This window comes from Paraburkholderia sp. Ac-20347 (assembly GCF_017104805.1).
Taxonomy (GTDB): Bacteria; Pseudomonadota; Gammaproteobacteria; order Burkholderiales; family Burkholderiaceae; genus Paraburkholderia; species Paraburkholderia tropica.
In genome coordinates this window covers 14,659-39,163 of record NZ_JAAGPN010000019.1, presented here as the reverse complement: position 1 = coordinate 39,163, position 24,505 = coordinate 14,659, and the positions used below count along the sequence as shown (strand labels likewise).

Here is a 24,505-nt window from a genome sequence, read left to right as displayed (position 1 = left end):
AGAAATGACACGGAGACAACGATGCAATCTTCTCAAACGGCCGCGTCCACCGATGCAGCGGATTCAGCCGATGCAGCCTCGCGGCGTGCGGCGTTAGCGAACGCTCAGGTTCTCGACGTCCAGCAGTTTCTCGACGAGCAGCCAGTCGGGCGCTTCCAGTGGCTCGTCCTGCTGTTGTGCATGATGATCGTGATGCTCGATGGGCTCGATACGGTGATGATCGGATTTATCGCGCCGTCGCTGTCCAGTGCCTGGGCGATTCCGCGCGACGCCCTCGGTCCGGTGATGAGCGGCGGCCTGCTCGGGCTGGCATGTGGCGCGCTGGGTGCGGGGCCGCTTTCGGATCGATTCGGCCGCAAGACGGTGATGACCGTCGCCGTGCTGTTTTTCGGCGTGTGGAGCCTGGCGTCGGCGTTCGCGTTCAATGTGCCTTCGCTCGCCATCCTGCGCTTTCTCACGGGCATCGGCCTGGGCGCATCCATGCCCAATGCCGCGACGCTCATGGCCGAGTACGCGCCGCCGCGCCGTCGCGCGCTGATGGTGACAGCGGTGTTCTGCGGCTTCACGTTCGGCGCGGCGGGCGGCGGCTTCGTGAGCGCGTGGCTCATCACGCAATGGGGTTGGCCGTCGGTGTTGATGCTGGGCGGTGTGCTGCCCGTGCTGTTCGTGCCGGTGCTCATCAAATGGCTGCCCGAATCGGCGCGTTATCTGGCGCTCAAAACAAGCCGCCGCGCGCGCCTCGTGAGCGTGCTCAATCGTCTGAAGCCCGGTTCGGCGAATGCGGATACGCGCTTCGTCTCGCACGAGCCGGTGCAGACGCCGCGCAGCCCCGTGCGTGCGATCCTGTCGCGCGAATACGCCTTCGGCACCGTGATGCTGTGGATCTGCTATTTCGCGGGTCTGCTGACGGTGTATCTGCTCGGCAACTGGCTGCCGACGCTGATTCGCGGGCTGGGATTCTCGCTCGGCGAAGCGGCGGTGGTGGGCGCGCTGTTCCAGGCGGGCGGCACGGTGGGATCGGTCCTGATCGGCTGGCAGATGGATCGCTTCAATCCGCATCGGGCGCTCGGCGCGACCGTGCTCGCGGGCGGCATACTGGCCTGCTATATGGGCACGTCGGCGCATTCTTTGAGCATTATCTGCGTGCTCGCGTTCGGCATGGGTTACTGCATGAACGGCTCGAACACCGGCTTCTGCGCGCTCGCCGCCGGCTCGTACCCGACGGAAATGCGCGCGACGGGCACCAGCTGGATGCTCGGCGTGGGGCGCTTCGGCGGGATCGCCGGCGCGATGGTCGGCGCGGCCATGCTGCATGCGAACTGGAGCTTCGGCGCGGTTTTCACCGCGCTGGCGGTGCCCGCGACGGTGGGCGGGCTGGCCGTGTTGCTCAAGGGCGCGCGCCAGCGCGGCGCTTTCACGCCCGTAAGCGTGGGCGCGGGCCATTGACCGAGGGCACGCTCGCGTGAATCAGCTTGAATTCCAGTATGGAATTGTGTTCTCATTTCAAAATCGCGAATACAAATGAGAAATCGACATGGCTGGGAATCTTGAGCGTGCGCTCGGCGTACTCGAACTGTTGGCCCGGAACGGCGGCCGCATGACGCTGGCGACTATCGCGGATACGCTGGACATTCCCCGCAGCGGCACGCACCGCCTTCTGGCCATGCTGATCGAAGAGGGCTTCGTGCGCCAGGACGAGGAGCATGGCGAGTACATACTGGCCATGAAGCTGGTCTCGCTGGCGTTGATCTACCTGTCGACGAGCGGCGTGTTCGATATCTCGCAGCCGGTGCTCGACCGGCTCGCGGAAGCGTCGGGCGAACTGGCGCGTCTCGGGGTGGTCGAGGGCGATAACATCACGTTCGTCGGCAAAGCCCAGGGGGCGAAGTCGGGCCTGCGCTACGACCCGGACATGGGCAGCAACCCGCCGCTGCACTGCACCGCGAGCGGCCAGGCCTGGCTTGCCACGCTGACCGACGAACGTGCGATCGAACTGGTGTCGAAGCAGGGTGGCCTCGGGCCGAAAGCGCAGAACGCGCCGCGCGCGCCGAAAACCATCCAGCAGTTTTTGAAGGACCTCAACGGTGCGCGTCAGCGAGGTTATGGCGTTGCGATCGAAACCTACGAGACCGGTATGACGTCGATTGCGGCGGCGGTGCGTAATCCGGTGACGAATGAAGTGGTCGGGATCGTCAGTCTGGCTGGTCCGAGCAGTCGTATGCCGGAGGCGCGGCTCAAGGAACTCGCGCCTTTCTTGCTGGAGGCGGCTTCGGATATGGGCGCGGCGACGCTGAGCTCGCAGTATTTCAAGCCTAAGGCTGTGGCGGCTGTTGAAGTCGAGCCGGCGCGGGGTGGTGGAAAAGGGCGTGGGCGAGTGGCTGCGAAGTGAGTGGACGGGAGTGGCGGCGATAGATAATCGCTGCACGATTGCCCAACAGATCATCCGCTCGCTGCGGTCCAATCGAAGCCGCACACTACGCTGGCGAGCCGCTGCCTCCTGTTAATCAGCCCAGCGGCACCTCGACCGACGCCTGTTCGCCGTCGCGCACCACCGTAACAGAAACGCTGCCGTCGGCCTGAGCGATCATGTCGCGCAGTTGCTCGACGCTACGGACCAGTTCGCCGTCCACCGCGACGATGATGTCGCCGGCTCGAATGCCGGCTTCAGCGGCCGGCCCGCTCGCCTGCTGCACCATCACTCCGCCCGGCAACTCCGCTTGCTGCCGCTCGTCGTCGCTCAGCGGTCTGACGGCAACGCCCAGACGAGGGTGGTTCTGCTGCTGGGACTGCTCGCTCGGCGCAGTCTCCGCGCGCTCCGTCGGTTGCTGAGCGCCGATAGTCACCGGCAACGCGCGCTCGGCACCGCTGCGCCAGACGCCGATCGTCGCGTTGCTGCCCGGCGAAAGCTGCGCGATCTGGCTGATCAATTCCGTCGGGCTGCCAATGTGCTTGCCGTTGACGCTGACGATCACGTCGCCTGTACGCAGGCCGGCTGCCTGGGCAGGCCCGTTGGGATCGACCGAGCCCACCAGCGCGCCGCCATTCGAATCGAGCCCAAGAGCCTTCGCCTTATCCGCGCCGAGCGGTTGCACGCCCACGCCGATACGGCCGCGCGTGACGTGGCCGGTGCTGACGAGTTGGTCTTTCACATGCATGGCGGCGTCGATCGGAATCGCGAACGACAGGCCCTGGAAGCCGCCCGTGCGCGAGTAGATCATCGAGTTGATGCCGATGACTTCGCCGTTCAGATTGAACAGCGGGCCGCCCGAGTTGCCGGGATTCACTGGCACGTCGGTTTGGATAAATGGAATTGGGCTGTCGTCGGAGAACGAGCGTGATTTCGCGCTGATGATGCCCGAGGTCACCGTGCTGTCGAAGCCATACGGCGAGCCGATCGCCACGACCCATTCGCCGACCTTGCTGTTGTCCGGGTTTCCGATCTTCACCGTCGGCAGATTCGTCGCGTCGATTTTGACAACGGCAACGTCCGTGGTTTTGTCCTTGCCGATTACGCGCGCGGGGAATTCGCGGCCGTCGGTCAGCTTGACGCTGACGCTGCTCGCACCGTCGACCACGTGGTTGTTGGTGAGTATGTAGCCATCCTGACTAATGATGAAGCCGGATCCGAGCGCTTCGCCACCGCTTTTGCTCTGGCCGTTCTCGTCGATCGACGCGGCTTCCTTGACGCCGATATGCACCACCGCCGGGCCGTAGCGCGAAACGATGGAAGAAAAATCAGGCGCCGCCGAGCTGGAAGCGCTGACTTTCGAGGCGTGCACGTCACTGACGACTGCGTCGGCATTGTGATGAAAAATGGCGTACGCGCCGCCGAGCGCGAGGACGACACAGATCGCAACGCTGTTGCGCTGTTGTTTACTGAGAATCATGGGCAGGGAGTGTTGCTGAGGATGACTGGATCGACGCGTAATGTAGTGGCGTCTACTTAAAGGCAGCTTAAAGATCGCGTGAGATTGCGCGAATTCGAGCAGTGGGGGATTGTGTATGCAACTGCGCGTTGGTGGTGCTGATAGTTCGAAGCTTTTTGCGCGAGGGAATTGAGTGAATCAGCTCACGCTAGCGATTCAAAATGAAGCGATGTTTGTGCGTCGATATCGGTTGTGTTTGCAACCTATTTAATATCGGGCAGCCGATGTCAACCGGCGGCGTAGCTATCGCGGAACTTCCCCAATGCTGTCATTGGGGAAAGTAAATTAGGGACGTACGCTCTTTTGATGGCAAACGAATGGCGTGTCTTTATCCGGACGGACATTCATCGCCGAACGCGTGGCGCCTGCCAGTTCGATTCACGCGCGAATTCCACGAACGAACTCAGATAATCCACCACGGCATCGCCGTCGCGCGTGCCCAGGAAAATCTGCTTGGCGATGCCGCTTTTGCCGAGCTTCACGATCGCGAGCGGCATGCGGTCCGCGTATTCTTCCGCGAGCCATTTGGGGAGCGCTGCAACGCCACGGTGGCTCGCGACCATCTGCAGCATGATGTCCGTCGTCTCGATCGTTTTGTGCCGCCGCGGAATGATGCCGGCGGGGCGCAGAAACTGGTTATAGATGTCGAGCCGGTCGGTTTCCACGGGATACGTAATGAGCGTTTCGTCGATCAGCTGTTCCGGCTTGACGTAGCGCTCGCCAGCCAACCGATGATTTTCCGCGACCACCAGCACCTGCTCGTAGTCGAACACCGGCTCGAAACGCAGACCGGGGCGGTTGAGCGGGTCGGGCGTCACCAGCACGTCGATGTCGTAACCGATCAGCGCACCGATGCCGCCAAACTGGAAGCGCTGCTTCACATCCACATCCACGTCGGGAAAGCGCGCCAGATATGGCGAGACGACCTTGAGCAGCCACTGGTAGCACGGCGCGCATTCCATGCCGATGCGCAAAGTGCCGCGCTCGCCCGCCGCGTACTGCTTCATGCGCGCCTCGGCGAGTTCGAACTGGGGCAGAAGCCGTTCGGCGAGCGAAAGCAGATACTGGCCGGCCTGCGTCGGGCGCAGACTGCGCCCCTCGCGGTGCCAGATCGGAGTGCCGAGTTGCTGCTCGATCTTTTTGACCGTGTGGCTCAACGCCGATTGCGTGAGAAACAGCGATTCCGCGGCGGCGGTGAGTGAGCCCTGACGGGCCACTTCGCGGACGATGACGAGATGAACGCGCTCGAGCATGGAAATGGATAAGCCGGAAAGAATGAAGAAAACTAATGGACAGATGAAATAATGCCATTTTTCTTCATTGACGATAAGCCTTATTATCGCTGCCACTTCTGAACTGTTCACTGGATGGCGGCGCACAGGCTCGCGAAAGCCGCGCGTGTGCCTGAATGGCGCGCTTTCCGTGGCCTTTATACACAGAGCAGCAAAATGACGACAGGCGATACGGGCGAAATCGGGCGGCTCATGAATGTGCTGGAGTCGGACGCGGAAGAATGCTGGCCGCTTTACGAAGAGATTGGCCGACTCGTCGTCGCTTATCTGCTTGAGCATGACCGGCCGGCGGTGTCCGGCATTGTTGAAGCGTGGGCCGCAAGTTCCCGCGCACACGGTGTGCTCGCCGATACATGGCCGGATTCGCCGCGACACGCGCCAATACAGGCCGAAGCATGCGATGCGGACGCGGCGCTTTTTGCGCGCATCCGGAAAGCGATACTTCCTCAGGCACGATAGCGGACGATGCGTCGGGAGCGCATCCAACTGATATAAAGTCCTACGGCGACGACGATTCCGTTTGTCGCTCTCTCTCCCTGCCTGCTTCTCGTATTTCCTCTCCTGGCAATTTCACCGTTGGATTCGGTCCGGCGCGAGCCAAGCTATCCCTGGTTCGGTGACTTCGCCGCCGCGCTTTTTGCGCGGCCGAGCGCCGACGTCGTCCCATTCTGGAAGCAGAGAACGCCCTTGTTAGAGAAGGCGGAGAAGGTCTTGGCCCGGCTCGCCGCACGCGTGTCATCCATGAAAACGGCTAATGGTTGTATGAAATAAATTCACTTTTATTCATCAATCGCCTAGCATAAAATTTCGAAAATGCAAGCAGTAAGCGCAGGCTTTTATCAGAATCTAGGGCGGCAGATCAAATGAGTAAAGATTTCACATTTGCTATTAAAAGCATTTGTTTCGACGAAGACTATCACCCTGCGGACAATACGCGAATCACGACCAATTTTGCCAACCTCGCTAGAGGTACGAGCCGCCAGAAAAATCTGCGCAATACCTTCCGAATGATCGACAATCGTTTCAATGCGCTGGCGCATTGGGACAACCCTAATGGCGATCGCTATACCGTCAAGCTCGAAATCATTTCGGTCGAAATGAATATCAATGGCGAAGGCAACGGTAATGCGCTTCCTTTGATCGAAATTTTGAAGACGAATATTGTCGATCAAAAGACTGGTGAGCGCATTGAGGGCATTGCGGGGAATAACTTCTCGTCGTACGTGCGGGACTACGACTTTAGCGTCCTCCTGCTGGAGCATAACAAGGATCAGCCCCAATTCAGCACGCCGGATAATTTTGGCGACCTGCATGGGAAGCTGTTTAAGTGCTTCGTGAATTCAAGCACTTACAAGCAGAACTTCAAGAAGCAGCCCGTCATCTGCCTCAGTGTTTCGAGCAGCAAGACCTATCGTCGGACGGAAAATCAGCATCCTGTATTGGGCGTTGAATACGAACAGGATGAATATTCGCTGACTGACGACTATTTCAAAAAGATGGGGCTGAAGGTTCGCTATTTCATGCCGCCGAACAGCGCTGCGCCTCTGGCGTTTTATTTCTCCGGCGATCTGCTCGGCGATTACACCAATCTGGAGCTGATCGCGACCATCAGCACGATGGACACCTTTCAGAAGATTTACCGCCCGGAGATTTACAACGCGAATTCAGCGGCTGGAAAATCGTATCAGCCGAGCCTGAAGCACGAAGATTTTTCGTTGACGCGCATTGTCTACGACCGGGAAGAACGTAGCCGGCTGGCTATTGAGCAGGGAAGGTTTGTTGAAGAGCAGTTTATCAAACCCTATCAGGCTGTTCTTGAGCAGTGGTCTGCTAACTACGCTCTTTGACTAACCCAAACGCCAGGTCATCTATTGTGAAAAAATTGCTTCCCACTTCTACTGCCGGCAGCTTGCCGAAACCCTCCTGGCTCGCCGAACCGGAGAAGCTCTGGTCGCCGTGGAAATTGCAGGATGCGGGACTGATCGAGGGCAAGCAGGATGCGCTGCTTCTGTCGCTGCAAGAGCAACAGCACGCAGGTATCGATATCGTCAGCGACGGCGAACAAACGCGTCAGCATTTCGTCACCACGTTTATCGAACATCTGGACGGCGTCGACTTCGAGAACCGCAAGACGGTCAGAATTCGTGATCGCTATGACGCAAGCGTGCCGACGGTCGTCGATGCGGTTGCTCGTAAAAAGCCGGTCTTTGTCGAAGATGCGAAGTTCTTGCGTCAGCAAACGAAGCAGCCCATCAAATGGGCGCTTCCCGGCCCGATGACGATGATCGATACGCTCTATGACGATCACTATAAAAGCCGTGAAAAGCTGGCTTGGGAATTTGCCAAAATCCTGAATCAGGAAGCGAGGGAACTGGAAGCGGCCGGGGTCGATATCATTCAGTTCGACGAGCCCGCATTCAACGTGTTCTTTGATGAGGTGAACGAGTGGGGTGTGGCCACGCTGGAACGCGCCATCGAAGGGCTGAAGTGCGAAACGGCCGTCCATATCTGCTACGGCTATGGCATCAAAGCCAATACGGACTGGAAGAAGACGCTGGGTTCGGAGTGGCGGCAGTATGAAGAGGCGTTTCCGAAGCTGCAAAAGTCCAGCATCGGCATGGTTTCGCTGGAATGCCACAACTCTCACGTTCCGATGGAACTGATCGAGCTGATTCGCGGCAAGAAAGTAATGGTGGGCGCGATTGACGTGGCGAGCAATACCGTTGAAACGCCCGAAGAAGTTGCGAATACCCTGCGAAAAGCGCTCAAGTTTGTTGATGCCGACAAGCTCTATCCTTGCACCAATTGCGGCATGGCTCCGTTGTCTCGTGCAATTGCGAAGGGCAAGCTGGAAGCTTTGAGTGCGGGCGCGGAAATCGTCCGAGCAGAACTCGCGGGCTGATTTCGCGGCAGAATTGGCCGTCGTGACTTGCTCGCGGCAGCCAAACGCCAGGCATTGAGTGGGCGATCAGATCGGTTTTGGCCGACTGGTCGCTTTCAACATCGGCAAGGCCGATGTCAGCCGGCATGATCGACCTGCTTTATCCCTTCCTTGACGTTTTCGAACTGCATCCAGTTCCCCAAACCTACTATGTCATTCCCTGGTAATGCGATCGAGCCTTTGCACTTTCGCGAAGCGCTCGGGCACTACGCATCCGGTATCACGGTGATTACCTCGCATATCGACGACGAGCCGATTGGCTTCACGTGCCAGTCGTTCTATAGCGTGTCGATGAGCCCGCCGCTGGTGTCATTCAGCGTCATGTCCAGTTCGGCCAGCTTCCCGAAAATCCGCCAGGCAGGCCGGTTCGCAGTCAATATCCTGTCCGACGAGCAAGTCGCGATTTCGAATCAGTTTGCTCGACGCGGCACGGACAAGTGGCACGGAGTCGAATGGCAGGAATCGCCGCTGGGTAATCCGATTATTGCCGGCAGTCTTCATTGGCTCGATTGCGAGATTTACGCCGAACACGCCGCGGGGGATCACCTGATCGTCATTGGTGAAGTAAAAGCGCTAAACCTGCAGCAAGGTGCTACGACGCAGCCATTGCTGTATTTCAAAGGTCAATATCGCAACATTGCCGCGCATAGTGCGGTTTGAGCGCGCGTCTGCAACATCAATCGTTTTCGTCACTTCGAACGACGCGCGCCCAATACTCGCAATGCGCAGACATCGCGAACATCACGATCGCACTGGCGTGAAGCCGTCCTCGCTCCAGTCCTCGCTGCCGACTCCGTGATGGACGAAAAAGAATCCCTCAGGGTCGTACCGGTTCTTGATGGCTTTCAGTCGGGCATAATTCGCTCCCCAGAAAGCTTCGCGCCAATCGCCACGAAAGAAGTCAGTTTCCGAAACATAGGCACCGCTCTCTGGCGACAATGCCTTTAGCACTGACGCCGCTTTCGCCACGATCATTAACGCAAAAGCGTCGGCAATGTTGGGGTTCATGGCGCACCAACGCGCCTGCTCGTTCACATCGAAAAGCGCACCCGCGAGTCCTTTGTTGACAGGCAACTCCGCAGCCTGAAAGCAAGCCGCCTCGATGAGCGCTTCGACGCGACGAGTCGACCGCGTTGCGCAGGTTCGAGTAGCATTGCGGGCAGCCATTGCGCACCGATCTCACGCTTACCGACACGTTTGATTATGAAGGGCTATATTGATGTCCTTTTTCTCACGTTATTGGAGTCTCCATGAGCTCGCCAGTCGAAACACCTACGCCCGACGATGCCAAATGTCCGTTTCATGCTGCGGCAAAGCCTCCCGTCGCCGCAGGCACCACGAGCCTCGACTGGTGGCCCAATCAGTTGCGCGTCGATCTGCTCAATCAGCATTCCAGCCGCTCGAATCCGCTCGGCGAGAAGTTCGATTACCGTGCTGAGTTCAAGAAGCTCGATTACCGCGCGCTGAAGGCCGATCTGCGCCAGTTGCTGACCGATTCGCAGTCGTGGTGGCCCGCCGACTGGGGCAGCTATGCGGGTCTCTTTATCCGCATGGCGTGGCATAGCGCGGGCACGTATCGCATGGAGGATGGCCGCGGCGGTGCTGGCCGTGGCCAGCAGCGTTTCGCGCCGCTCAATTCCTGGCCCGATAACGTCAGCCTCGACAAGGCGCGCCGTCTGCTGTGGCCGGTCAAGCAGAAGTATGGTCAGAAGATTTCGTGGGCCGACCTGATCGTGCTCGCGGGCAATGTGGCGCTGGAAAACGCGGGCTTTCGCACCTTCGGTTTCGCCGCGGGCCGCGAAGACGTGTGGGAGCCGGACATGGATGTGAACTGGGGCACGGAGAAAAAGTGGCTCACGCATCGCGATCCGGAAACGCTCGCGAAGAACCCGCTTTCGGCGACGGAAATGGGCCTGATCTACGTGAACCCCGAAGGCCCGAATGCGAGCGGCGACCCGGCGTCGGCAGCGCCCGCGATTCGCGCGACGTTTGGCAACATGGCGATGGACGACGAGGAAATCGTCGCGCTGATCGCTGGTGGCCACACGCTCGGCAAGACGCACGGTGCCGGTTCGGCGGAGAACGTGGGCACGGACCCGGAAGCGTCGCCGCTCGAAGCGCAGGGTCTGGGTTGGCACAGCGCTTACGGATCGGGCGCGGGCGCGGACGCCATCACGTCAGGTATCGAGGTCATCTGGACGCAGACGCCCACGCAGTGGAGCAATCACTTCTTCGAAAACCTCTTCAAGTACGAATGGGGGCAGACGCGCAGCCCCGCGGGCGCGATTCAGTTCGAAGCCAAGGACGCGCCGGAGATCATTCCCGATCCGTTCGATCCGTCGAAAAAGCGCAAGCCGACCATGCTGGTCACCGACCTGACGCTGCGTTTCGATCCGGAATTCGAAAAGATTTCGCGTCGTTTCCTCGACGATCCGCAGGCCTTCAGCGAAGCGTTCGCGCGCGCGTGGTTCAAGCTGACGCATCGCGACATGGGTCCGAAGGCGCGCTATCTCGGGCCGGAAGTGCCCGGCGAAGATCTGCTGTGGCAGGATCCGCTGCCCGCACCGGTGCATCATCCGAGCACCGCCGATATCGCCGATCTGAAGACGAAGATCGCGGCGTCGGGTTTGTCGGTGAGCGAGCTGGTGTCGGTTGCGTGGGCGTCGGCATCGACGTTCCGTGGCGGCGACAAGCGCGGCGGCGCCAACGGCGCGCGCATTGCGCTCGCGCCGCAAAAGGACTGGGACGTCAACAAGGCCGCCGTTGCGGTGCTGCCGAAGCTGCAGGCCATTCAACAGGCCTCGGGCAAGGCCTCGCTCGCCGATGTGATCGTGCTGGCGGGCGTCGTCGGCATCGAGCAGGCGGCCGAGGCGGCAGGCGTGAAAGTCGCGGTGCCGTTCGCGGCGGGCCGCGTGGATGCGCGCCAGGATCAGACCGACGTGGCATCGGTCGACGTGCTCGAACCGCAGGCCGACGGCTTCCGCAACTATCGCCGAGTTCAGGACGGCCGCGCGACGGAGGCGATGCTGATCGACAAGGCGCAGCAGCTCACGCTGACCGCGCCGGAACTCACCGTGCTGATCGGCGGCCTGCGCGTGCTGGGCGCGAACGCCGACGGCAGCCACGACGGCGTGCTGACCGACAAGCCGGGCGTGCTGAGCAACGACTTCTTCGTCAACCTGCTCGATATGGGCACGGCGTGGAAAGCGATCGATGCATCGCAGGAACGCTTCGAAGGGCGCGACCGCAAGAGCGGCGAGGTGAAGTTCGCGGCGACGCGCGCCGATCTGGTGTTCGGTTCGAACGCCGTGCTGCGCGCGCTCGCGGAAGTCTATGCGAGCGCCGACGCGAAGGAGAAGTTCGTCAAGGACTTCGTGGCCGCGTGGACGAAGGTGATGAATCTCGATCGCTTCGATCTGGCTGACCAGGCCGCTTAAGCAGAACTGAGCGGAACTCGGTCAATCGGTGGGCAAGGGCGTCGCCCGGCCCACCGATTGACCGCAGCCATCCGTTCGCACGCAATCAGGTGAATGCCGGCGATGGCCTGGCACTGGCGAGCAGCGCGAACATCTTGCGCACTTCCGGCACCGCGCTAGACACATCGAATCGATTCGCAAGCGCCAACAAGGCGCTTCGTGCCTCGCTGGCTTCCTCATTGCCAAGCGGCAATTCCAGCAGATCCAGCGTCGCGCGCAATTCCCACATGCGCGCGCCCTGCGTCCGTGCCATTGCAATCGCCTTCGCAAAACACGCCTTCGCACGCGTCAGCGCGCGCGTATCGTACGGGCAGTCGACATCGGGCATGCGGGACATTGCATGCGCGCACAAACCCTGGCCGCGCAGGATTTCAGGCATAAAGTAAAAAGAGCCGTTGATCTCGCAGAATGCTTGTGCATCGTGGAGGCGATCGAGCGCGTCCGTGGTTCGGCCCACGCTGATGAGCGCCTGCGCGCATTCGACGATCAGCGGCGACGTCAAGCGCCGGAATCCGCGCGCCAGAAGCGAATCGAGCGTGCGTTCCATCCTGGACAGTCCTCTGACCACGTCCCCATCGTGAATGAGGAGAATGGCCGCGAGGCATTCGCCAAACTCGCGCCAGATAGTCAGGCGGTGCAGCGTCGTTTGCGACTGCATGATCGACAGATAGTGGCGCGCACGCTCGCGATCTCCCGAGATCAGCGCGAGCGGCGCCGCGACCACGCCGAGGACATGCGTAAACCACGGCTCCATGGTCTCGGCGGGAATCAGATCCAGCGAGCGACTCGCGAGGCGCGCGGCCTCGCCGACGTCTCCTTCGAGCCAACGGATGCGGGCGAGCCCCGCATAGCAGATCGCGAGCGGGTCCACCGCGAACTGCCGGATCGCAGCGGCATCGTCGGGATGGGCGTGAACATGTTGCACGACGGCTTCGAGCGTCGCGGCGGCGCCATGATGATCGCCGGCGCAATGCGCCGCGGTGGCGGCGAGCGTCGTCGCGAAGATGTGCTGCCAGCGGCAATGCTTCCGACGCGCGAATTGTTCGAATTGCTCTGCATACAGGCGCGCGTCGCTGACTTTGCCGGAAGAAAGCATCGCATTCCACAATCCCCAGTAGCTTCGCGCGCGCAGACCGTCATCGTCGATTTGCAGCGCATGCTCGTGCACTTCGCGCCAGAGTTCGCACGCCCGCTCGACCGGTCCTTCCAGATTCGGCAGCACCGCGGCGAGTGCAATCTTGAGGCGGATCGCAGCGATCGGAGTCATGGCGCGCTCGGGCAGCGCTTGAAGCGCCTGTAACGCCTGGGCGGCGCGGCGGCCGCATTCGTCGAGCTTTGCGCGGGCCAGCAGCGCGCTCACCAGTGTCGACGAAAGCTCCACGCCTGTGCGCACATCGCCATCGGGAGAAAAGGCCCAATCCACCGCGTTGCGCGTGTCGTCGAGCATGTGGCCGGGATCGTCGCCGCCTGCGAGCGCAGGCCCGCTTCCGGCGGCTTCCTGGTCGCGGAAGCGCGAAGCCAGATCGCGTGCATGGCGCGCCGATACGTCCTTGACTTCGCCCGCCGTGAGGAGATGTTCGAGGGCATAGGCGCGCGTCGACTCCGACAAGCGATAGTGCGCGATCGGGCCGTCGAACGACACCTTGACGAGCGACTTCGCCAGAAGCTCGCCAATTCCGTCGATGACGGTGCTCACCGGCAGTGTCGCGTCGCAAGCGACCGCACACAGCGATTCGATCGAGAAGTGGCTGGTAAACAGCGCGAGGCGTCGCAGCAGCGTGCGGCTTCGCGAGTCGAGCAGGGCGAAGCTCCAGTCCAGCGTTGCACGGAGCGTGCGATGGCGCGGCATCGCCGTGCGAAAACCCCGTGAAAGCAGTGTCAATTGATCGGCGAGACCGCGATGGACGCCTTCAACGCCCAATGTCGGCACCCGCGCGGCGGCCAGTTCGATCGCGAGCGGCAAGCCGTCGAGTCGGCGGCAGATTTCGCCGATCAAGCCGATTTCCGCAGCGTCTCCGTGAAGAGGACGACCCGTTGCTTCGACGCGCTTCATGAAAAGCTGCACGGCGGATTGGCGGCGGACGGTCTGCTCGTCGGCCTCGCGTTCGGGGACGGCGAGCGGCTCAACCGGCATGAGCGTTTCGCGGTCGATCGCCAGCGCTTCACGGCTTGTCACGAGCACGTGCAAGGCAGGGTAGTCGTCGAGCACGCGATGAACGATGTCGGCGACCGCGGCGATCATGTGCTCGGCGTTGTCGAGCAGAAGCAAGGAGCCGAACGTGCCGCTCGTACCGCTTGCGCCAATCGCCGACAATCGTCCTTCGACGGCGCGCGTGACTTCGTCGGCCGTCGCCATTGCCGCGAGTTCGATCACCATGACGTGGCCGTTGCGTTCCGCTTCGAAGCGCTGCGCGACCGCCATCGACAGCGTGGTCTTACCGATGCCGCCCGATCCGATGAGCGTCAACGCGCGCCCGCACGTTAGCGCGCCGAGCGCCGACGAAATGGCGTGATCCCGGCCAATCGGCGGCGGAAGATTCGGCAGTCGCGCGGCGGGTGGCGTCGGGTAATCCTCGGTGCACGGCGCATTGCGTGGGCCGTTCGCGACTTCACTGCGTGAACGCTCGTTCGCACGCGCAGCCAAAAGCCGATAGCCGCGCCCCGATTCGGTGACGATACAGGCGCGGTCATCGCCCAGCGCGCGGCGCAGCTTCGACAACTGCACCTGCAGATTGTTTTCCTCGACGACAACGCCGGGCCACGCGCGCGCCAGGAGTTCGTGCTTCGTGACGAGGCCGCCGTCCGCTTCGATCAGCGCTTCGAGAATGGCATAGGCGCGTGCGCCCATCTGGACCGGCTCGCCGTTTCGCAGCAGGACACGCTCGCGGAGATCGACGCACGAGTGGCCAAGCTGGAAAGTCGTCGACGGCGGCTCGGAAAGCGAAGGCATGCGGTCAGGACCGGAAGGAGAAGGGTGACACAAGCGCTTGCTGTCCCGATGCACAACGCGCGGCGTTTCGCACGTAATCCGCGCGACGTTCGACCATCGTTGCGAGTGTGCCCGCTTCGGCGAGCCGCTTCCTTCCGAACGACCTGGACGGCGTGAGCAGGCGGTACGTCACCGCCGCGCCGTCGAAATGGATTTCGAGCAGCGAGTGATCGACCAGCTCGGAAACACACTCCATCACCGCCGCGGGCGAGATCCCGTCATCGCTCGCGACCGCGCTCGCGGCCTCGGCGTCGAACGCGCCATCGAACACGGAAAGCCGCTGAAACACGGCCTGTTCGCTCGACTCGAGCATGTCGAAGCTCCACTTGATCGACGCGAGCAAACTCTTGTGTCGCGCGCTCGCGGTGCGATAACCGCCGTCGAGATAGGGCAGCGGATCGGCGAGATTGCTCAGGACAGGCTCCAGCCCGAGTATGGCTGCGCGCGATGCCGCCAGTTCGATGGCGAGCGGTATGCCGTCGAGGCAGCGGCAGATCTCGGCGGCTTGCGTCATGAGTTGCTCGTCGATGATCCGGTGCCGGCCGTCGTGCGATAAACGGCGCAGAAACAATGCGATTGCGGGCGATAGGCTGCCGTTCGCGTCATTAGACTCGGGCGCTTCGCCCGACACGGCGAGCGGCATCACGCGATAAACCGTTTCGGCTGGGATGCGCAGCGGCTGGCGGCTCGTGACGAGAAAGCGCGGAGGATTCCCGGAATGGCACGTCCGTTCGAGCAATTGCGCGACCGCATCGGCGACATGTTCGGCATTGTCGATCACGATCAGGCCGCGAATACGCGTGAGCATGGCGGCGGTAACGTCGAGATCGGGCTCGCCGTTTTTGCGCGCAACGGGGCCGATTTCGCCGAAGGCCAGCAGGACTTCGTCCAGCGCGTGTTGATCGGACAAATCGACGAAGTGGACGCCGTCTTCGTTGCTGCCTGATGTGCGATGCGCGATTTCCAGCGCGATCGACGTCTTGCCGATGCCGCCCGATCCCGCGAGCGTGAGCACGCGCGTGTCCTGCATCATCGCGCAAATCGCGTCGATCGCCGTCTCGCGGCCCAGCAGCGCGGCCCGCATCGGCATCGTCGCGGTGCGCGATGTACGGTGGTTGTCGTCCCTGAAATTAGCGGCGGCCAGCGGCGTGGACGGCGACGCAATCAACTGGTAGCCGCGTCGGGGGACCGTTACAATAAGCTTGCTATCTTGCCCGAGCACTTTGCGTATCGTGGAAAGATGCACATGTAGTGCATTTTCGTCCACGATCGTATCGGGCCAGACACTATCTATCAGCTCATCCTTGGGTACGACGCGCCCGCTCGCCCGTGCAAGCGTCGCGAGCAGGTCGAATGCGCGCGAGCCGAGTTCCAGTACGCGGCTACCCTGGCGGAGCACGCGCATGCCGATGTCGAGTTCCGTTTCGCCGAATCGTATGAACCGGGAGCCGAATTCATGCGCCGACGCGAACGTGTAAAGCTGAGAGGTCGCTGACGTCATGGTGGTTGCGTCCGTGTCGATCCGGGTGGCCCGGCGGGTTGGCAGACGGCGGGAAACAGGTGGTGCATGGCTCCGCGACGATCCTGCTCGCGGAGAATTGATGTCGGCTGAAGCATAGCCAGATTGTATTTTGCTGTCATTAACCGCGGATTAAATTTGGTTAATGTTCGGATTTAATTGCGGGCTGTGAGGGTTGGATAAGACCCGAATCGAATTCAGCGGATTCCAGTGCGGTTTTCCGGACGGATTATTCTGAAATCCCGAAGCCTGTCTGCTTCGGCGGCGAAATGAAACGCGCGACCGGACATTAACGAAATTTAATGTGCGGCACAAAGACAGTCATTCGGATCGCGACCGATAATTCACCTTTCGGAAGCCTGAAGCCGCAAACCCCGGGTCATCGAAGCGCCTGCGCGTGTCGAATCGGCCGGACACCATGAATGGGCCAGATGAAGATCTTGTTAGTCGAAGACAACGTACAGGTGGCCGGATTCCTGAAGAAGGGTTTGACGGAAGCCGGGCATGGCGTCGACTCCGCCGACAACGGCCGCGACGGCATGTTGCTGGCGCTGAGCGGCGTCGCCTATGACGCGGTGGTGCTCGACCGCATGCTGCCCGGCGGCGTGGACGGACTCAGCATCGTTGCCGCCATGCGCGCCACCGGCAGCAAGGTGCCGGTCCTGATCCTGAGCGCGCTCGACGCCGTGGACGAGCGTATTCGCGGGCTGAAGGCGGGCGGCGACGACTATGTCGTCAAGCCGTTCGCGTTCGGCGAAGTGCTCGCGCGGCTCGAAGTCCTGCAGCGCCGCACGCAGACCGATCCCGTGACGTCCTCGCTGCGTTGCGGCGACCTGTGTGTCGACGTGATGTCACGCAAGGTCTCGCGCGGCGGCAAACCCATCATCCTCAAGCCGCGCGAATTCAAGCTGCTCGAATATCTGATGCGTCATGCCGATAAAGTCGTCACGCGCACCATGCTGCTCGAAAATATCTGGGATTATCATTTCGACCCGCAAACCAATGTGGTCGACGTGCACGTGAGCAAGCTGCGGCAAAAGATCGACGCGGGTTTCGACACTTCGCTGCTGCGCACCGTGCGCAACGCCGGCTACATGCTCACGGCCGAAGCATGACGCCCGGCCGGGAAGATGCGATGCGTCTCGGCGACGACGGCCTGTTCGTGCTCGCGCGCGTCACCGCAGCGTCGGCTGCGAATCCGCACGCGCCCGCGCGTCTCGTCGTGTTTCCCACATCGCCGCAGCCTTCAGCGCACACGCTCGCGATGCTGGAAAACGCGTGGGCATGGCGCGCGCGTCTCGACAGCCCGCGTTTGACCCAGCCGCTCGATTTCGTTCGCGAGGGCATGACGGCCACGCTCGCGCTGCTGGATCCGGGCGGCGTGCCGCTGTCCACGCTCGATCTGCGCGCGTTCACGCATGCGCAGATCATGACGATCGCCGCCAACATCGCGCAGGCGCTCGACGCGTTGCATCGACGGGAACTCGTGCATAACGACCTGCGTCCGGAACACGTGCTGGTCGATCCGGCCACGCTTGCTGTCGCGTTGACCGGCTTCGGCCTGACTGCGAGTCCCACGCCCGCCGGCAAGGTCGCCGCGCCGCCCGTGATGGTGGCGCAGGCGCTGCCGTTTCTCGCGCCCGAGCGCACCGGTCTCGTCAACCGTCAGGTCGACGCGCGCGCCGATCTCTACGCACTCGGCATCGTGACCGGCTGGATGCTCACCGGGCGCTTTCCGTACTCCGCGGCGTCGCCCGGCGAGTGGCTGTATTGCCATACCGCGAGCGTGCCGGTGCCGCTGCGCGACTGGCTGCCCGCGCTGCCGGAAACGTTCGATCGGCTGGTCGCGCGTCTGCTCGCGAAGGCCGCCGAGGATCGCTACCAGACCGCTCGCGGTGTCGAGCACGATCTGCGCGAATGCGCCGACCGTTTGCGCGGCAGCGTTGCGTTCGCGCCGTTCAGGCTCGGCAGCGCCGATACCGACGATCGCCTGCTCATCCCCGACCGCCTCTATGGCCGCGCCGCCGAACTCGATGCGCTCACGCAGGCGTTCGAGCGCGTCGCCCGCGACGGCACGACCGAATGCGTATTCATCTCCGGCTATTCGGGCATCGGCAAATCGTCGCTGGTCGAGGACTTTCACCGCAGCATGACGCGCGGCCGTTTCGCATCGGGCAAATTCGATCAACACCGCCGCAACGTGCCGTACGCGACGATCGCGCAATGTCTGGAGCAATTGCTGCAGCGAATCCTGCGCGACGAGCCGCGCGAGCAGGCGCGTTGGCGCAAACGCATCCAGCAGGCGCTCGGGCCGCATGGACGCCTGCTCGTCGATCTGCTGCCGTCGCTGGAACAACTCGTCGGGCCGCAATCGGCCGTTGCCGAAGCGCCGCCGCACGAAGCACTGACGCGCTTCGTCGCCGTGCTGACACGCTGCATCGCGGCGTTCGCCGGCGCGGGCCAGCCGCTCGTGTTGTTTCTCGACGATCTGCAATGGCTCGACGCCGGCACGCAGTCGATTCTTGAAGCGCTCGGCCGTGGCGCGGGCAACGATGCGTTGCTGATCGTCGGCGCGTATCGCGAGAACGAAGTCGGCGCGGCGCATCCGCTCGCGCATGTGATCGCCGATCTGCGCGCGCGCGGCGCACGCGTGAGCGACCTGTTGCTCGCGCCGCTCACGGTGGCCGACATCGAGCGCCTCGTGCGCGACGCCACGCGCAGCGATACGGCGGCCAGCGGCCAGCTCGCGCGGCTGATGTTCGAGCGCACGGGGGGCAATCCGTTCTTCGCGGTGCAATACCTGCACGCGCTCGCCGACGACGGCTATTTGCGTTTCGACGATGCGGCGCGCCACTGGGTCTGGAGCGTCGAGCAGATTGCGCAGCGCGCGTTTCCTGAAAGCGTCGTCGATCTGATGATCGGAAAGATCGAGCGTCTTTCGGCGCCGACGCAGCGGCTGCTGACCGATTTCGCCTGTGTGGGCGCGACGGCGTCGCGCGCGGTGCTCGCGAGCGTGCACGGCCAGTCCGCGGCACAGATCGACGCCACGCTTGCGGAAGCCGTCGAGCAGGGGCTGGTCTATCGCCGGGCGCATGCCTACGCGTTCGTGCACGACCGCGTGCAGGAAGCGGCCTATGCACTGCTCGGGCCGCACGAGCGGGTTGCCGCGCATGGGCGAATTGGCCGGCGGCTCGATCTCGACGATGCCGATCCGGAACTCGATCGCACGATCTTCGATATCGTCAATCAATATAACCGCGCCCTGAGCGCCATCGACGACGCAGCGCTGCGCCTGCGTGTCGGCCTGCTGAATCTGCGGGCGGGACAGCGCGCCCGCGCGGCGTCCGCTTACGCCACGGCGCTCAACTATCTGGTCACCGGCAGCGAGATTCTCGACGAAACGGCGTGGCAAACGCACTATCGCGAGAAGTTCTCGCTCGAACTGCTGCTCGCCGAATGCACGTTCCTCGCCGGTAATCCGGGCGATGCGGAGAGCCGTTTGCGCGCGCTCGCGGCGCTGGCGCGCAGCATTCCCGAAAAGGCGGCCGTTGCGTTTTTGCGCATCACGCTGCATACGGCGCTCGACGAAATGAGCGTGGCCGTCGACATCTGCCTGCGCTATCTGCGCGAGGTGGGCATCGACTGGAGCGCGCATCCCGAGCGCGCGGCGGCGCACGACGAATACGCGAAAGTGGCCGCGCGCGTGCAGGAACGCTCGATCATGGCGATGCTCGACAATCCCACGCTCGCCGACGAAACGCTCGAGGCGACGCTCAACGTCTTCACGGCGGTTTTGCCGCCCGCGTTTTTCACCGATGAAAATCTCGTTTGCCTCGTGCTCGCGCGCATGGCGAACCTGAGCATGGAGCACGGCAACGCGGGCGCGTCGTCGCTCGGCTTCGCCTATCTGGGCATGGTCGCGGGGCCGGTATTCGGCGACTATCCGGGCGGTTACGAGTTCGGCAAGCTCGGGATGGCGCTCGTCGACGAGAAGGGCCTCGATCAGTTTCGCGCCCGCGTCTACATGTGTTTCTCGTACCACGTCATGCCGTGGACGCAACCGATCGGGCACAGCCTGCCGATTCTGCAGCGCGCCTTCGAGGTCGCCACGGAAAGCGGCGATCTCACCTACATCGGCTTCAGCAGTTGCTGTCTCGTCACGACGTTGCTCGCTGCATCGACGCCGCTCGCGGAAGTGGAAGCGCGCGCGCTCGAACGACTTCACGTCGTGCGCGAGGCCGGTTTTGGTCTGATCGTCGATATCATCAACGCGCAGCTCGCCTTGATTCGCGATTTGCGTGGCACGTCGCCGTGGTTCGGTTCGCCTGACGCCGATTACGTCGACACGGTCGCGCTGGAAAGTCATTTCGAGCACAATCGCGCGCTCGATATCGCCGCGTGCTGGTACTGGATTCGTCAGCAGCAAGCGCGCTATTTCGCGGGCGATATCGAAGGCGCACTCGCGGCGGGCGCGCGTGCCGCGCCGCTCGTGTGGACGTCGTCGGGCCACTTCGAACTCGCCGAATATCACTTCTTTTCGGCGCTCGCGGGCTTGCGTTCGGCGCAAACCGTGGACGCGGCGCTCGAAGCACACGTGAGCAAGGTGCAGGCGTGGGCCGCGAGTTGTCCCGCCAATTTCGAAGCGCGTGCGGCTTTGCTCGAAGCCGAGCTTGCGTGCGTGCGCGGCGCGGAAATGGAGGCGATGCGGCTCTATGAACGCGCGATCGACAGCGCACGCGCGAACCGTCTGCTGCACGTCGAGGCGCTGGCGGCGGAGCGTGCGGGCCACTTCTATCTCGCGCGCGGCTTCACGGCGATTGCGCCCGTGTATCTTCGCCGCGCGCGCGAGGCTTACGCAAGCTGGGGCGCGAATGCGCGTGTCGCGGCGCTCGACGCGGCGCATCCGCAACTCGCCTCCGACGCGCCGCGCGCCGTCACGCCGGACGCCGCCGCGAATCTGCTCGACGTGGAGTCGGTCGTGCGCGCGTCGCAGGCGATTTCGAGCGAACGCGTGCTGGACCGGCTCATGCACACGCTCATGACGATCGTGCTGGAGCACACGGGTGCGCGGCGTGCGCTGCTGGTTCTTCCGCACGACGAGCGATTGCATGTCGAGGCCGAAGCGCGCGAGGGCGGCGAGGTGCGCGTCGAGCGGCAAACCGGCACGCCGCGCACCTTGCCGCTGACCATGCTGAACGCGTGCTTGCGCACGCACGACGCGCTGCTCGTCGACGACGCGCTCGCTCACAATCCGTTCGCCGCTGACGAATACTTTCAGGACCGCAGCGCGCGTTCGGTGTTGTGCCTGCCGCTCGTCAAGCAGACACGCGTTATCGGCGCGCTGTATCTGGAGAACGAACTCGCGCCGGGCGCGTTCACGCCGCCGCGCATGACGGTGCTGCGCCTGCTCGCGTCGCAAGCCGCGATCTCGCTTGAAAACGCCAGTCTCGAACAGGTCGAGGCCTTGCTCGAAGAGAAGGATGCGTTGCTTCACGAGGTGCACCATCGCGTGAAAAACAACCTGCAATTGATCAGCAGCCTGCTCAATCTGCAGGGCGCGCGCGTGCCGGATCGCGCGGTCGCCGAACTGTTCCAGGAAAGCCGGAATCGGGTTCGATCGATGGCGATGGTGCACGAAAACCTCTATCGTGCAGGCAATTTCGCGCGCATCGACATGGCGCCGCACATACGCAATCTGTGCGCGCATCTCGCGCGCGTCTACGAAATGAGCCAGTCGGGCGTGGTCCTCGATGTCAAGGTGGACGACGTTCAACTCGATATGAATCGCGCGATTGCGTGCGGCATGATCGTCAACGAGCTGGTGTCGAACGCGCTCAAGCACGCGTTTCCGCAGGGGCGGCGCGGGAGTCTGCGCGTGGCGTTGAGCCTCGATGACTCGGTGGAGCATGTGCCGCGTCATGCGGATACCGCGCCGCGCTGCATCCTGAGCGTCGCCGACGACGGCGTGGGTCTGCCTGTCGCGTTTGCGATTGAAGAGGTCGACTCGCTCGGGCTGCAACTCGTTCACGATCTGAGCCGCCAGTTGCGCGGCGTCATCGACATTTCCCGTCATGGAGGGACGTGCTTTGCGATCCAGTTCTGAGCCGGATTCGCGCGCGGCGTCCGCGACGCCTCCCGCGCGCATCCTGATCGTGGAAGACGATTGGGTGGTGGCGCGCGATATCGCCCAGCAGATGCAGCGCTGCGGACATAACGTGATCGGCCAGGTCGCGACCGGAGAGGACGCGCTGGCGCTGGCCGCGCGCGACAAGCCGAGTCTGGTGCTCATGGACATCCGGCTCGAAGGCGCGCTCGACGGTATCGACGCGGCGCGGCAGCTGCGCGCGGCGCACGACGTGCCCGTCGTGTTCCTGACCGCCTACGCCGACGAGGACACGGTTCGCCGCGCGACGCTCACCGAGCCGTTCGGCTATGTGCTGAAACCGTTCGACGATCTGCAACTGCGTACCGTCGTCGAAATGGCGCTCTACAAGCACGACGCCGAGCGCCGCCTGCGCGAGAGCGAGCAGCGTTATGCCGTGACGCTTGCGAGCATTGGCGATGGCGTCATCGCGACCGACACCGATGGCCGCATCACGCTGATGAATCCCGTCGCCGAGCGGCTGACCGGATGGCGCGGCGATGCGGCGGCGGGACGTCCGCTCGCCGATGTGCTCGCGCTGGTCGACGAGGACACGAATGCGCCGATCGCGGTCAGCGTGGCCTTCGCGCTGCTGGCGGGCGGCAACGTGCCGTATCCGGCGCGCACGCGGCTGGTGGAACGGAGCGGACGGACGCTGCCTGTCGAGATCCGCAGTTCGCCGATCGTGAGCGACGCGGGATCGGTTTGCGGCATGGTCTTCGCCATCCGCGATGCGACGGAGTCGAGACACGCGTCGCAAGCCGCCATCCTGCGCGAAACCAACGAACGCCTTGGCGTGGCGATGCGCGGCTCGAAAGTCGGCGTGTGGGACGTGGAGATTCCGCGCACCCGTGTGCGTGCGCCGCGTCTTCAGTGCTGGAATATTTCCGCGTGGCTCGGCTATGCGGAGCGCGACGCCGAGCTGGACTCCATCCGCGTGCTGGAGCTGGTCCACGAGGACGACCGCGCGCTTCTGCGCCGCGCCTTTGCACGTTGCGCGGCGCGACCGGGAAGCGGCTTCGAGATCGAGCATCGCGTGCGCAAACGTGACGGCAGCTATCGCTGGGTGCTCACGCGCGGCACGTCGACGGCGCTCGCGGGCCAGGGCGGCACGCGCGTGTCCGGCACGGCGGCGGATATCACGGAGCGCAAGGCGCTGGAGGAAACGGTGCGGGTCGCGCGCGACGACGCGGAAACCGCGAATCGCGCCAAGGACCAGTTTCTCGCCAATATCAGCCATGAACTGAGAACGCCGCTGAACTGCATACTCGGTTATTCGCAGATTCTGCGTCACGATGCGTCGCTGGCCGAGCGCGCCAAATCGCACATCGCGTTGATCGAGCAGAGCGGTTCGCATCTGCTGACCTTGATTAACGACCTGCTCGATTTCGCGCGCGTCGGCGCCGGGCGCGTGCCGCTCGATATCGGCGACGTGCTGCTCGCGCCGTTTGTCGAAACGCTCTCGGATATGGTGTATCTGCGAGCGCGCGAGAAGGGCCTGGAGCAGACCTGTGCGCTTGCACCCGACGCGCCGCGCGTGATTCGCGCCGACGAGAAACGCCTGCGTCAGGTGCTGCTCAATCTGCTGTCGAATGCCGTCAAATTCACCGATCTCGGCAGCGTCCATTTCTCGGTGAATCTGGTGGATCGTCATGTGTTGCGATTCGAGGTGCGCGACACGGGCGTCGGCATTCACGCGGACCAGCTCGAACGTGTGTTCCAGCCGTTCGAACAGGCTGGCGACAGCGAACGTCAGCGCGCCGGACTCGGGCTCGGTTTGTCGATCAGCCAGCATCTCGCGAAGCGCATGAGCAGCGCGATCGAAGTCGAGAGCGTGCCGGGACGGGGCAGCCGTTTCTGGCTGGATTTCGCGGTCGAATCGGGCGCGGAACGCGCAGAGGGAGCGCCTGCGCACGAACCCGCCGATGACGGCTGGCGCAGCGCGGCGGACGTGCAATCCAGCAGCGCCGCGCCAGGCAATTCGCCCGCGCCATTCGTGTCATTCGCGCTGCCGTCGCGTGCCGACATGGAAGCGCTGCACGCGCTCGCGCTGCGCGGTTCGATGAGCGACGTGGTGCGTCATGTGCAGGGCTGGTGTGAAAGCCCCAACGATCACCGCTATCGCGTGTTCGCGGAACAGGTCCGCACGCTCGCGCAGAATTTCGAATCGCGCCAGTTGCTCGCGCTGATCGAAAAGCACTTGAACGAAACTTGATGCCT

Annotated in this window: 14 protein-coding genes; 9 read left to right on the top strand and 5 right to left on the bottom strand. The window is 63.0% G+C overall.

Annotation, left to right across the window (positions count from 1 at the left end; translation table 11 throughout):
• Nucleotides 1–21: 21 nt before the first annotated feature.
• Nucleotides 22–1,446 (top strand): MFS transporter, encoded by a 1,425-nt coding sequence (locus tag G3N97_RS05935; RefSeq protein ID WP_205992369.1) that lies wholly within the window; start codon nucleotides 22–24, stop codon nucleotides 1,444–1,446.
• An 88-nt stretch (nucleotides 1,447–1,534) separates the two neighbouring features.
• On the top strand, nucleotides 1,535–2,389 hold the full coding sequence (locus G3N97_RS05930; protein ID WP_205992368.1) for an IclR family transcriptional regulator: 855 nt from the start codon (nucleotides 1,535–1,537) through the stop codon (nucleotides 2,387–2,389).
• Nucleotides 2,390–2,504: 115 nt separating this feature from the next.
• Here G3N97_RS05930 and G3N97_RS05925 read toward each other — a convergent pair whose 3' ends face one another.
• Nucleotides 2,505–3,887 carry a Do family serine endopeptidase gene (locus G3N97_RS05925; RefSeq protein ID WP_205992367.1) on the bottom strand — a complete coding sequence of 461 codons (1,383 nt, stop codon included), beginning with the start codon at nucleotides 3,885–3,887 and terminating at the stop codon, nucleotides 2,505–2,507.
• A 383-nt stretch (nucleotides 3,888–4,270) separates the two neighbouring features.
• A complete protein-coding gene (locus G3N97_RS05920; RefSeq protein ID WP_205992394.1) occupies nucleotides 4,271–5,179 on the bottom strand; it encodes a LysR family transcriptional regulator in 909 nt (302 codons plus the stop codon).
• 902 nt (nucleotides 5,180–6,081) lie between these two features.
• Between G3N97_RS05920 and G3N97_RS05915 the strand changes: the two genes are divergently transcribed.
• The 3 genes from G3N97_RS05915 (at nucleotide 6,082) to G3N97_RS05905 (ending at nucleotide 8,819) form a co-directional block, all read left to right on the top strand.
• Nucleotides 6,082–7,065 carry a DUF1852 domain-containing protein gene (locus G3N97_RS05915; RefSeq protein WP_205992366.1) on the top strand — a complete coding sequence of 328 codons (984 nt, stop codon included), beginning with the start codon at nucleotides 6,082–6,084 and terminating at the stop codon, nucleotides 7,063–7,065.
• Between the two features lie 26 nt (nucleotides 7,066–7,091).
• Nucleotides 7,092–8,120, top strand: a complete 1,029-nt coding sequence (locus G3N97_RS05910) for a methionine synthase (protein ID WP_205992365.1) — start codon at nucleotides 7,092–7,094, stop codon at nucleotides 8,118–8,120.
• A gap of 189 nt (nucleotides 8,121–8,309) precedes the next feature.
• On the top strand, nucleotides 8,310–8,819 hold the full coding sequence (locus G3N97_RS05905) for a flavin reductase family protein (RefSeq protein ID WP_205992364.1): 510 nt from the start codon (nucleotides 8,310–8,312) through the stop codon (nucleotides 8,817–8,819).
• Nucleotides 8,820–8,900: 81 nt separating this feature from the next.
• Here the strand turns inward: G3N97_RS05905 and G3N97_RS05900 are convergent, their stop codons facing one another.
• Complete coding sequence (locus tag G3N97_RS05900; RefSeq protein WP_205992363.1) at nucleotides 8,901–9,326, bottom strand: BBE domain-containing protein; 426 nt, start codon at nucleotides 9,324–9,326, stop codon at nucleotides 8,901–8,903.
• Nucleotides 9,327–9,409: 83 nt separating this feature from the next.
• On the opposite strand from G3N97_RS05900, the gene katG reads away from it, so the two are divergent.
• Nucleotides 9,410–11,596 (top strand): catalase/peroxidase HPI, encoded by a 2,187-nt coding sequence (katG, locus tag G3N97_RS05895; RefSeq protein ID WP_205992362.1) that lies wholly within the window; start codon nucleotides 9,410–9,412, stop codon nucleotides 11,594–11,596.
• Nucleotides 11,597–11,681: 85 nt separating this feature from the next.
• Here the strand turns inward: katG and G3N97_RS05890 are convergent, their stop codons facing one another.
• On the bottom strand, nucleotides 11,682–14,585 hold the full coding sequence (locus G3N97_RS05890; RefSeq protein WP_205992361.1) for a winged helix-turn-helix domain-containing protein: 2,904 nt from the start codon (nucleotides 14,583–14,585) through the stop codon (nucleotides 11,682–11,684).
• A gap of 4 nt (nucleotides 14,586–14,589) precedes the next feature.
• On the bottom strand, nucleotides 14,590–16,125 hold the full coding sequence (locus G3N97_RS05885) for a winged helix-turn-helix domain-containing protein (RefSeq protein WP_205992360.1): 1,536 nt from the start codon (nucleotides 16,123–16,125) through the stop codon (nucleotides 14,590–14,592).
• Nucleotides 16,126–16,574: 449 nt separating this feature from the next.
• Here G3N97_RS05885 and G3N97_RS05880 point away from each other — a divergent pair, with 449 nt between their 5' ends.
• Genes G3N97_RS05880 through G3N97_RS05870 form a run of 3 tightly spaced genes read left to right on the top strand, consistent with a single transcriptional unit; the run spans nucleotide 16,575 to nucleotide 24,500 of the window.
• Nucleotides 16,575–17,258, top strand: a complete 684-nt coding sequence (locus G3N97_RS05880; RefSeq protein WP_205992359.1) for a response regulator transcription factor — start codon at nucleotides 16,575–16,577, stop codon at nucleotides 17,256–17,258.
• Nucleotides 17,255–22,246, top strand: a complete 4,992-nt coding sequence (locus G3N97_RS05875) for an AAA family ATPase (protein ID WP_205992358.1) — start codon at nucleotides 17,255–17,257, stop codon at nucleotides 22,244–22,246. The genes G3N97_RS05880 and G3N97_RS05875 overlap by 4 nt, the downstream gene beginning before the upstream one ends.
• Nucleotides 22,230–24,500 (top strand): PAS domain S-box protein, encoded by a 2,271-nt coding sequence (locus G3N97_RS05870; protein WP_241030412.1) that lies wholly within the window; start codon nucleotides 22,230–22,232, stop codon nucleotides 24,498–24,500. Before G3N97_RS05875 ends, G3N97_RS05870 begins: the two co-directional genes overlap by 17 nt.
• Nucleotides 24,501–24,505: the final 5 nt, after the last annotated feature.

Excerpts from the sequence above, each read along its gene's own strand:
- G3N97_RS05935 (WP_205992369.1), top strand. The coding sequence starts at position 22 with ATGCAATCTTCTCAAACGGCCGCGTCCACCGATGCAGCGGATTCAGCC.
- katG (WP_205992362.1), top strand. The coding sequence starts at position 9,410 with ATGAGCTCGCCAGTCGAAACACCTACGCCCGACGATGCCAAATGTCCG.
- G3N97_RS05890 (WP_205992361.1), bottom strand. The coding sequence starts at position 14,585 with ATGCCTTCGCTTTCCGAGCCGCCGTCGACGACTTTCCAGCTTGGCCAC.
- G3N97_RS05905 (WP_205992364.1), top strand. The coding sequence starts at position 8,310 with ATGTCATTCCCTGGTAATGCGATCGAGCCTTTGCACTTTCGCGAAGCG.
- G3N97_RS05925 (WP_205992367.1), bottom strand. The coding sequence starts at position 3,887 with ATGATTCTCAGTAAACAACAGCGCAACAGCGTTGCGATCTGTGTCGTC.
- G3N97_RS05880 (WP_205992359.1), top strand. The coding sequence starts at position 16,575 with ATGAAGATCTTGTTAGTCGAAGACAACGTACAGGTGGCCGGATTCCTG.
- G3N97_RS05900 (WP_205992363.1), bottom strand. The coding sequence starts at position 9,326 with ATGGCTGCCCGCAATGCTACTCGAACCTGCGCAACGCGGTCGACTCGT.
- G3N97_RS05920 (WP_205992394.1), bottom strand. The coding sequence starts at position 5,179 with ATGCTCGAGCGCGTTCATCTCGTCATCGTCCGCGAAGTGGCCCGTCAG.
- G3N97_RS05930 (WP_205992368.1), top strand. The coding sequence starts at position 1,535 with ATGGCTGGGAATCTTGAGCGTGCGCTCGGCGTACTCGAACTGTTGGCC.
- G3N97_RS05885 (WP_205992360.1), bottom strand. The coding sequence starts at position 16,125 with ATGACGTCAGCGACCTCTCAGCTTTACACGTTCGCGTCGGCGCATGAA.
- G3N97_RS05875 (WP_205992358.1), top strand. The coding sequence starts at position 17,255 with ATGACGCCCGGCCGGGAAGATGCGATGCGTCTCGGCGACGACGGCCTG.
- G3N97_RS05915 (WP_205992366.1), top strand. The coding sequence starts at position 6,082 with ATGAGTAAAGATTTCACATTTGCTATTAAAAGCATTTGTTTCGACGAA.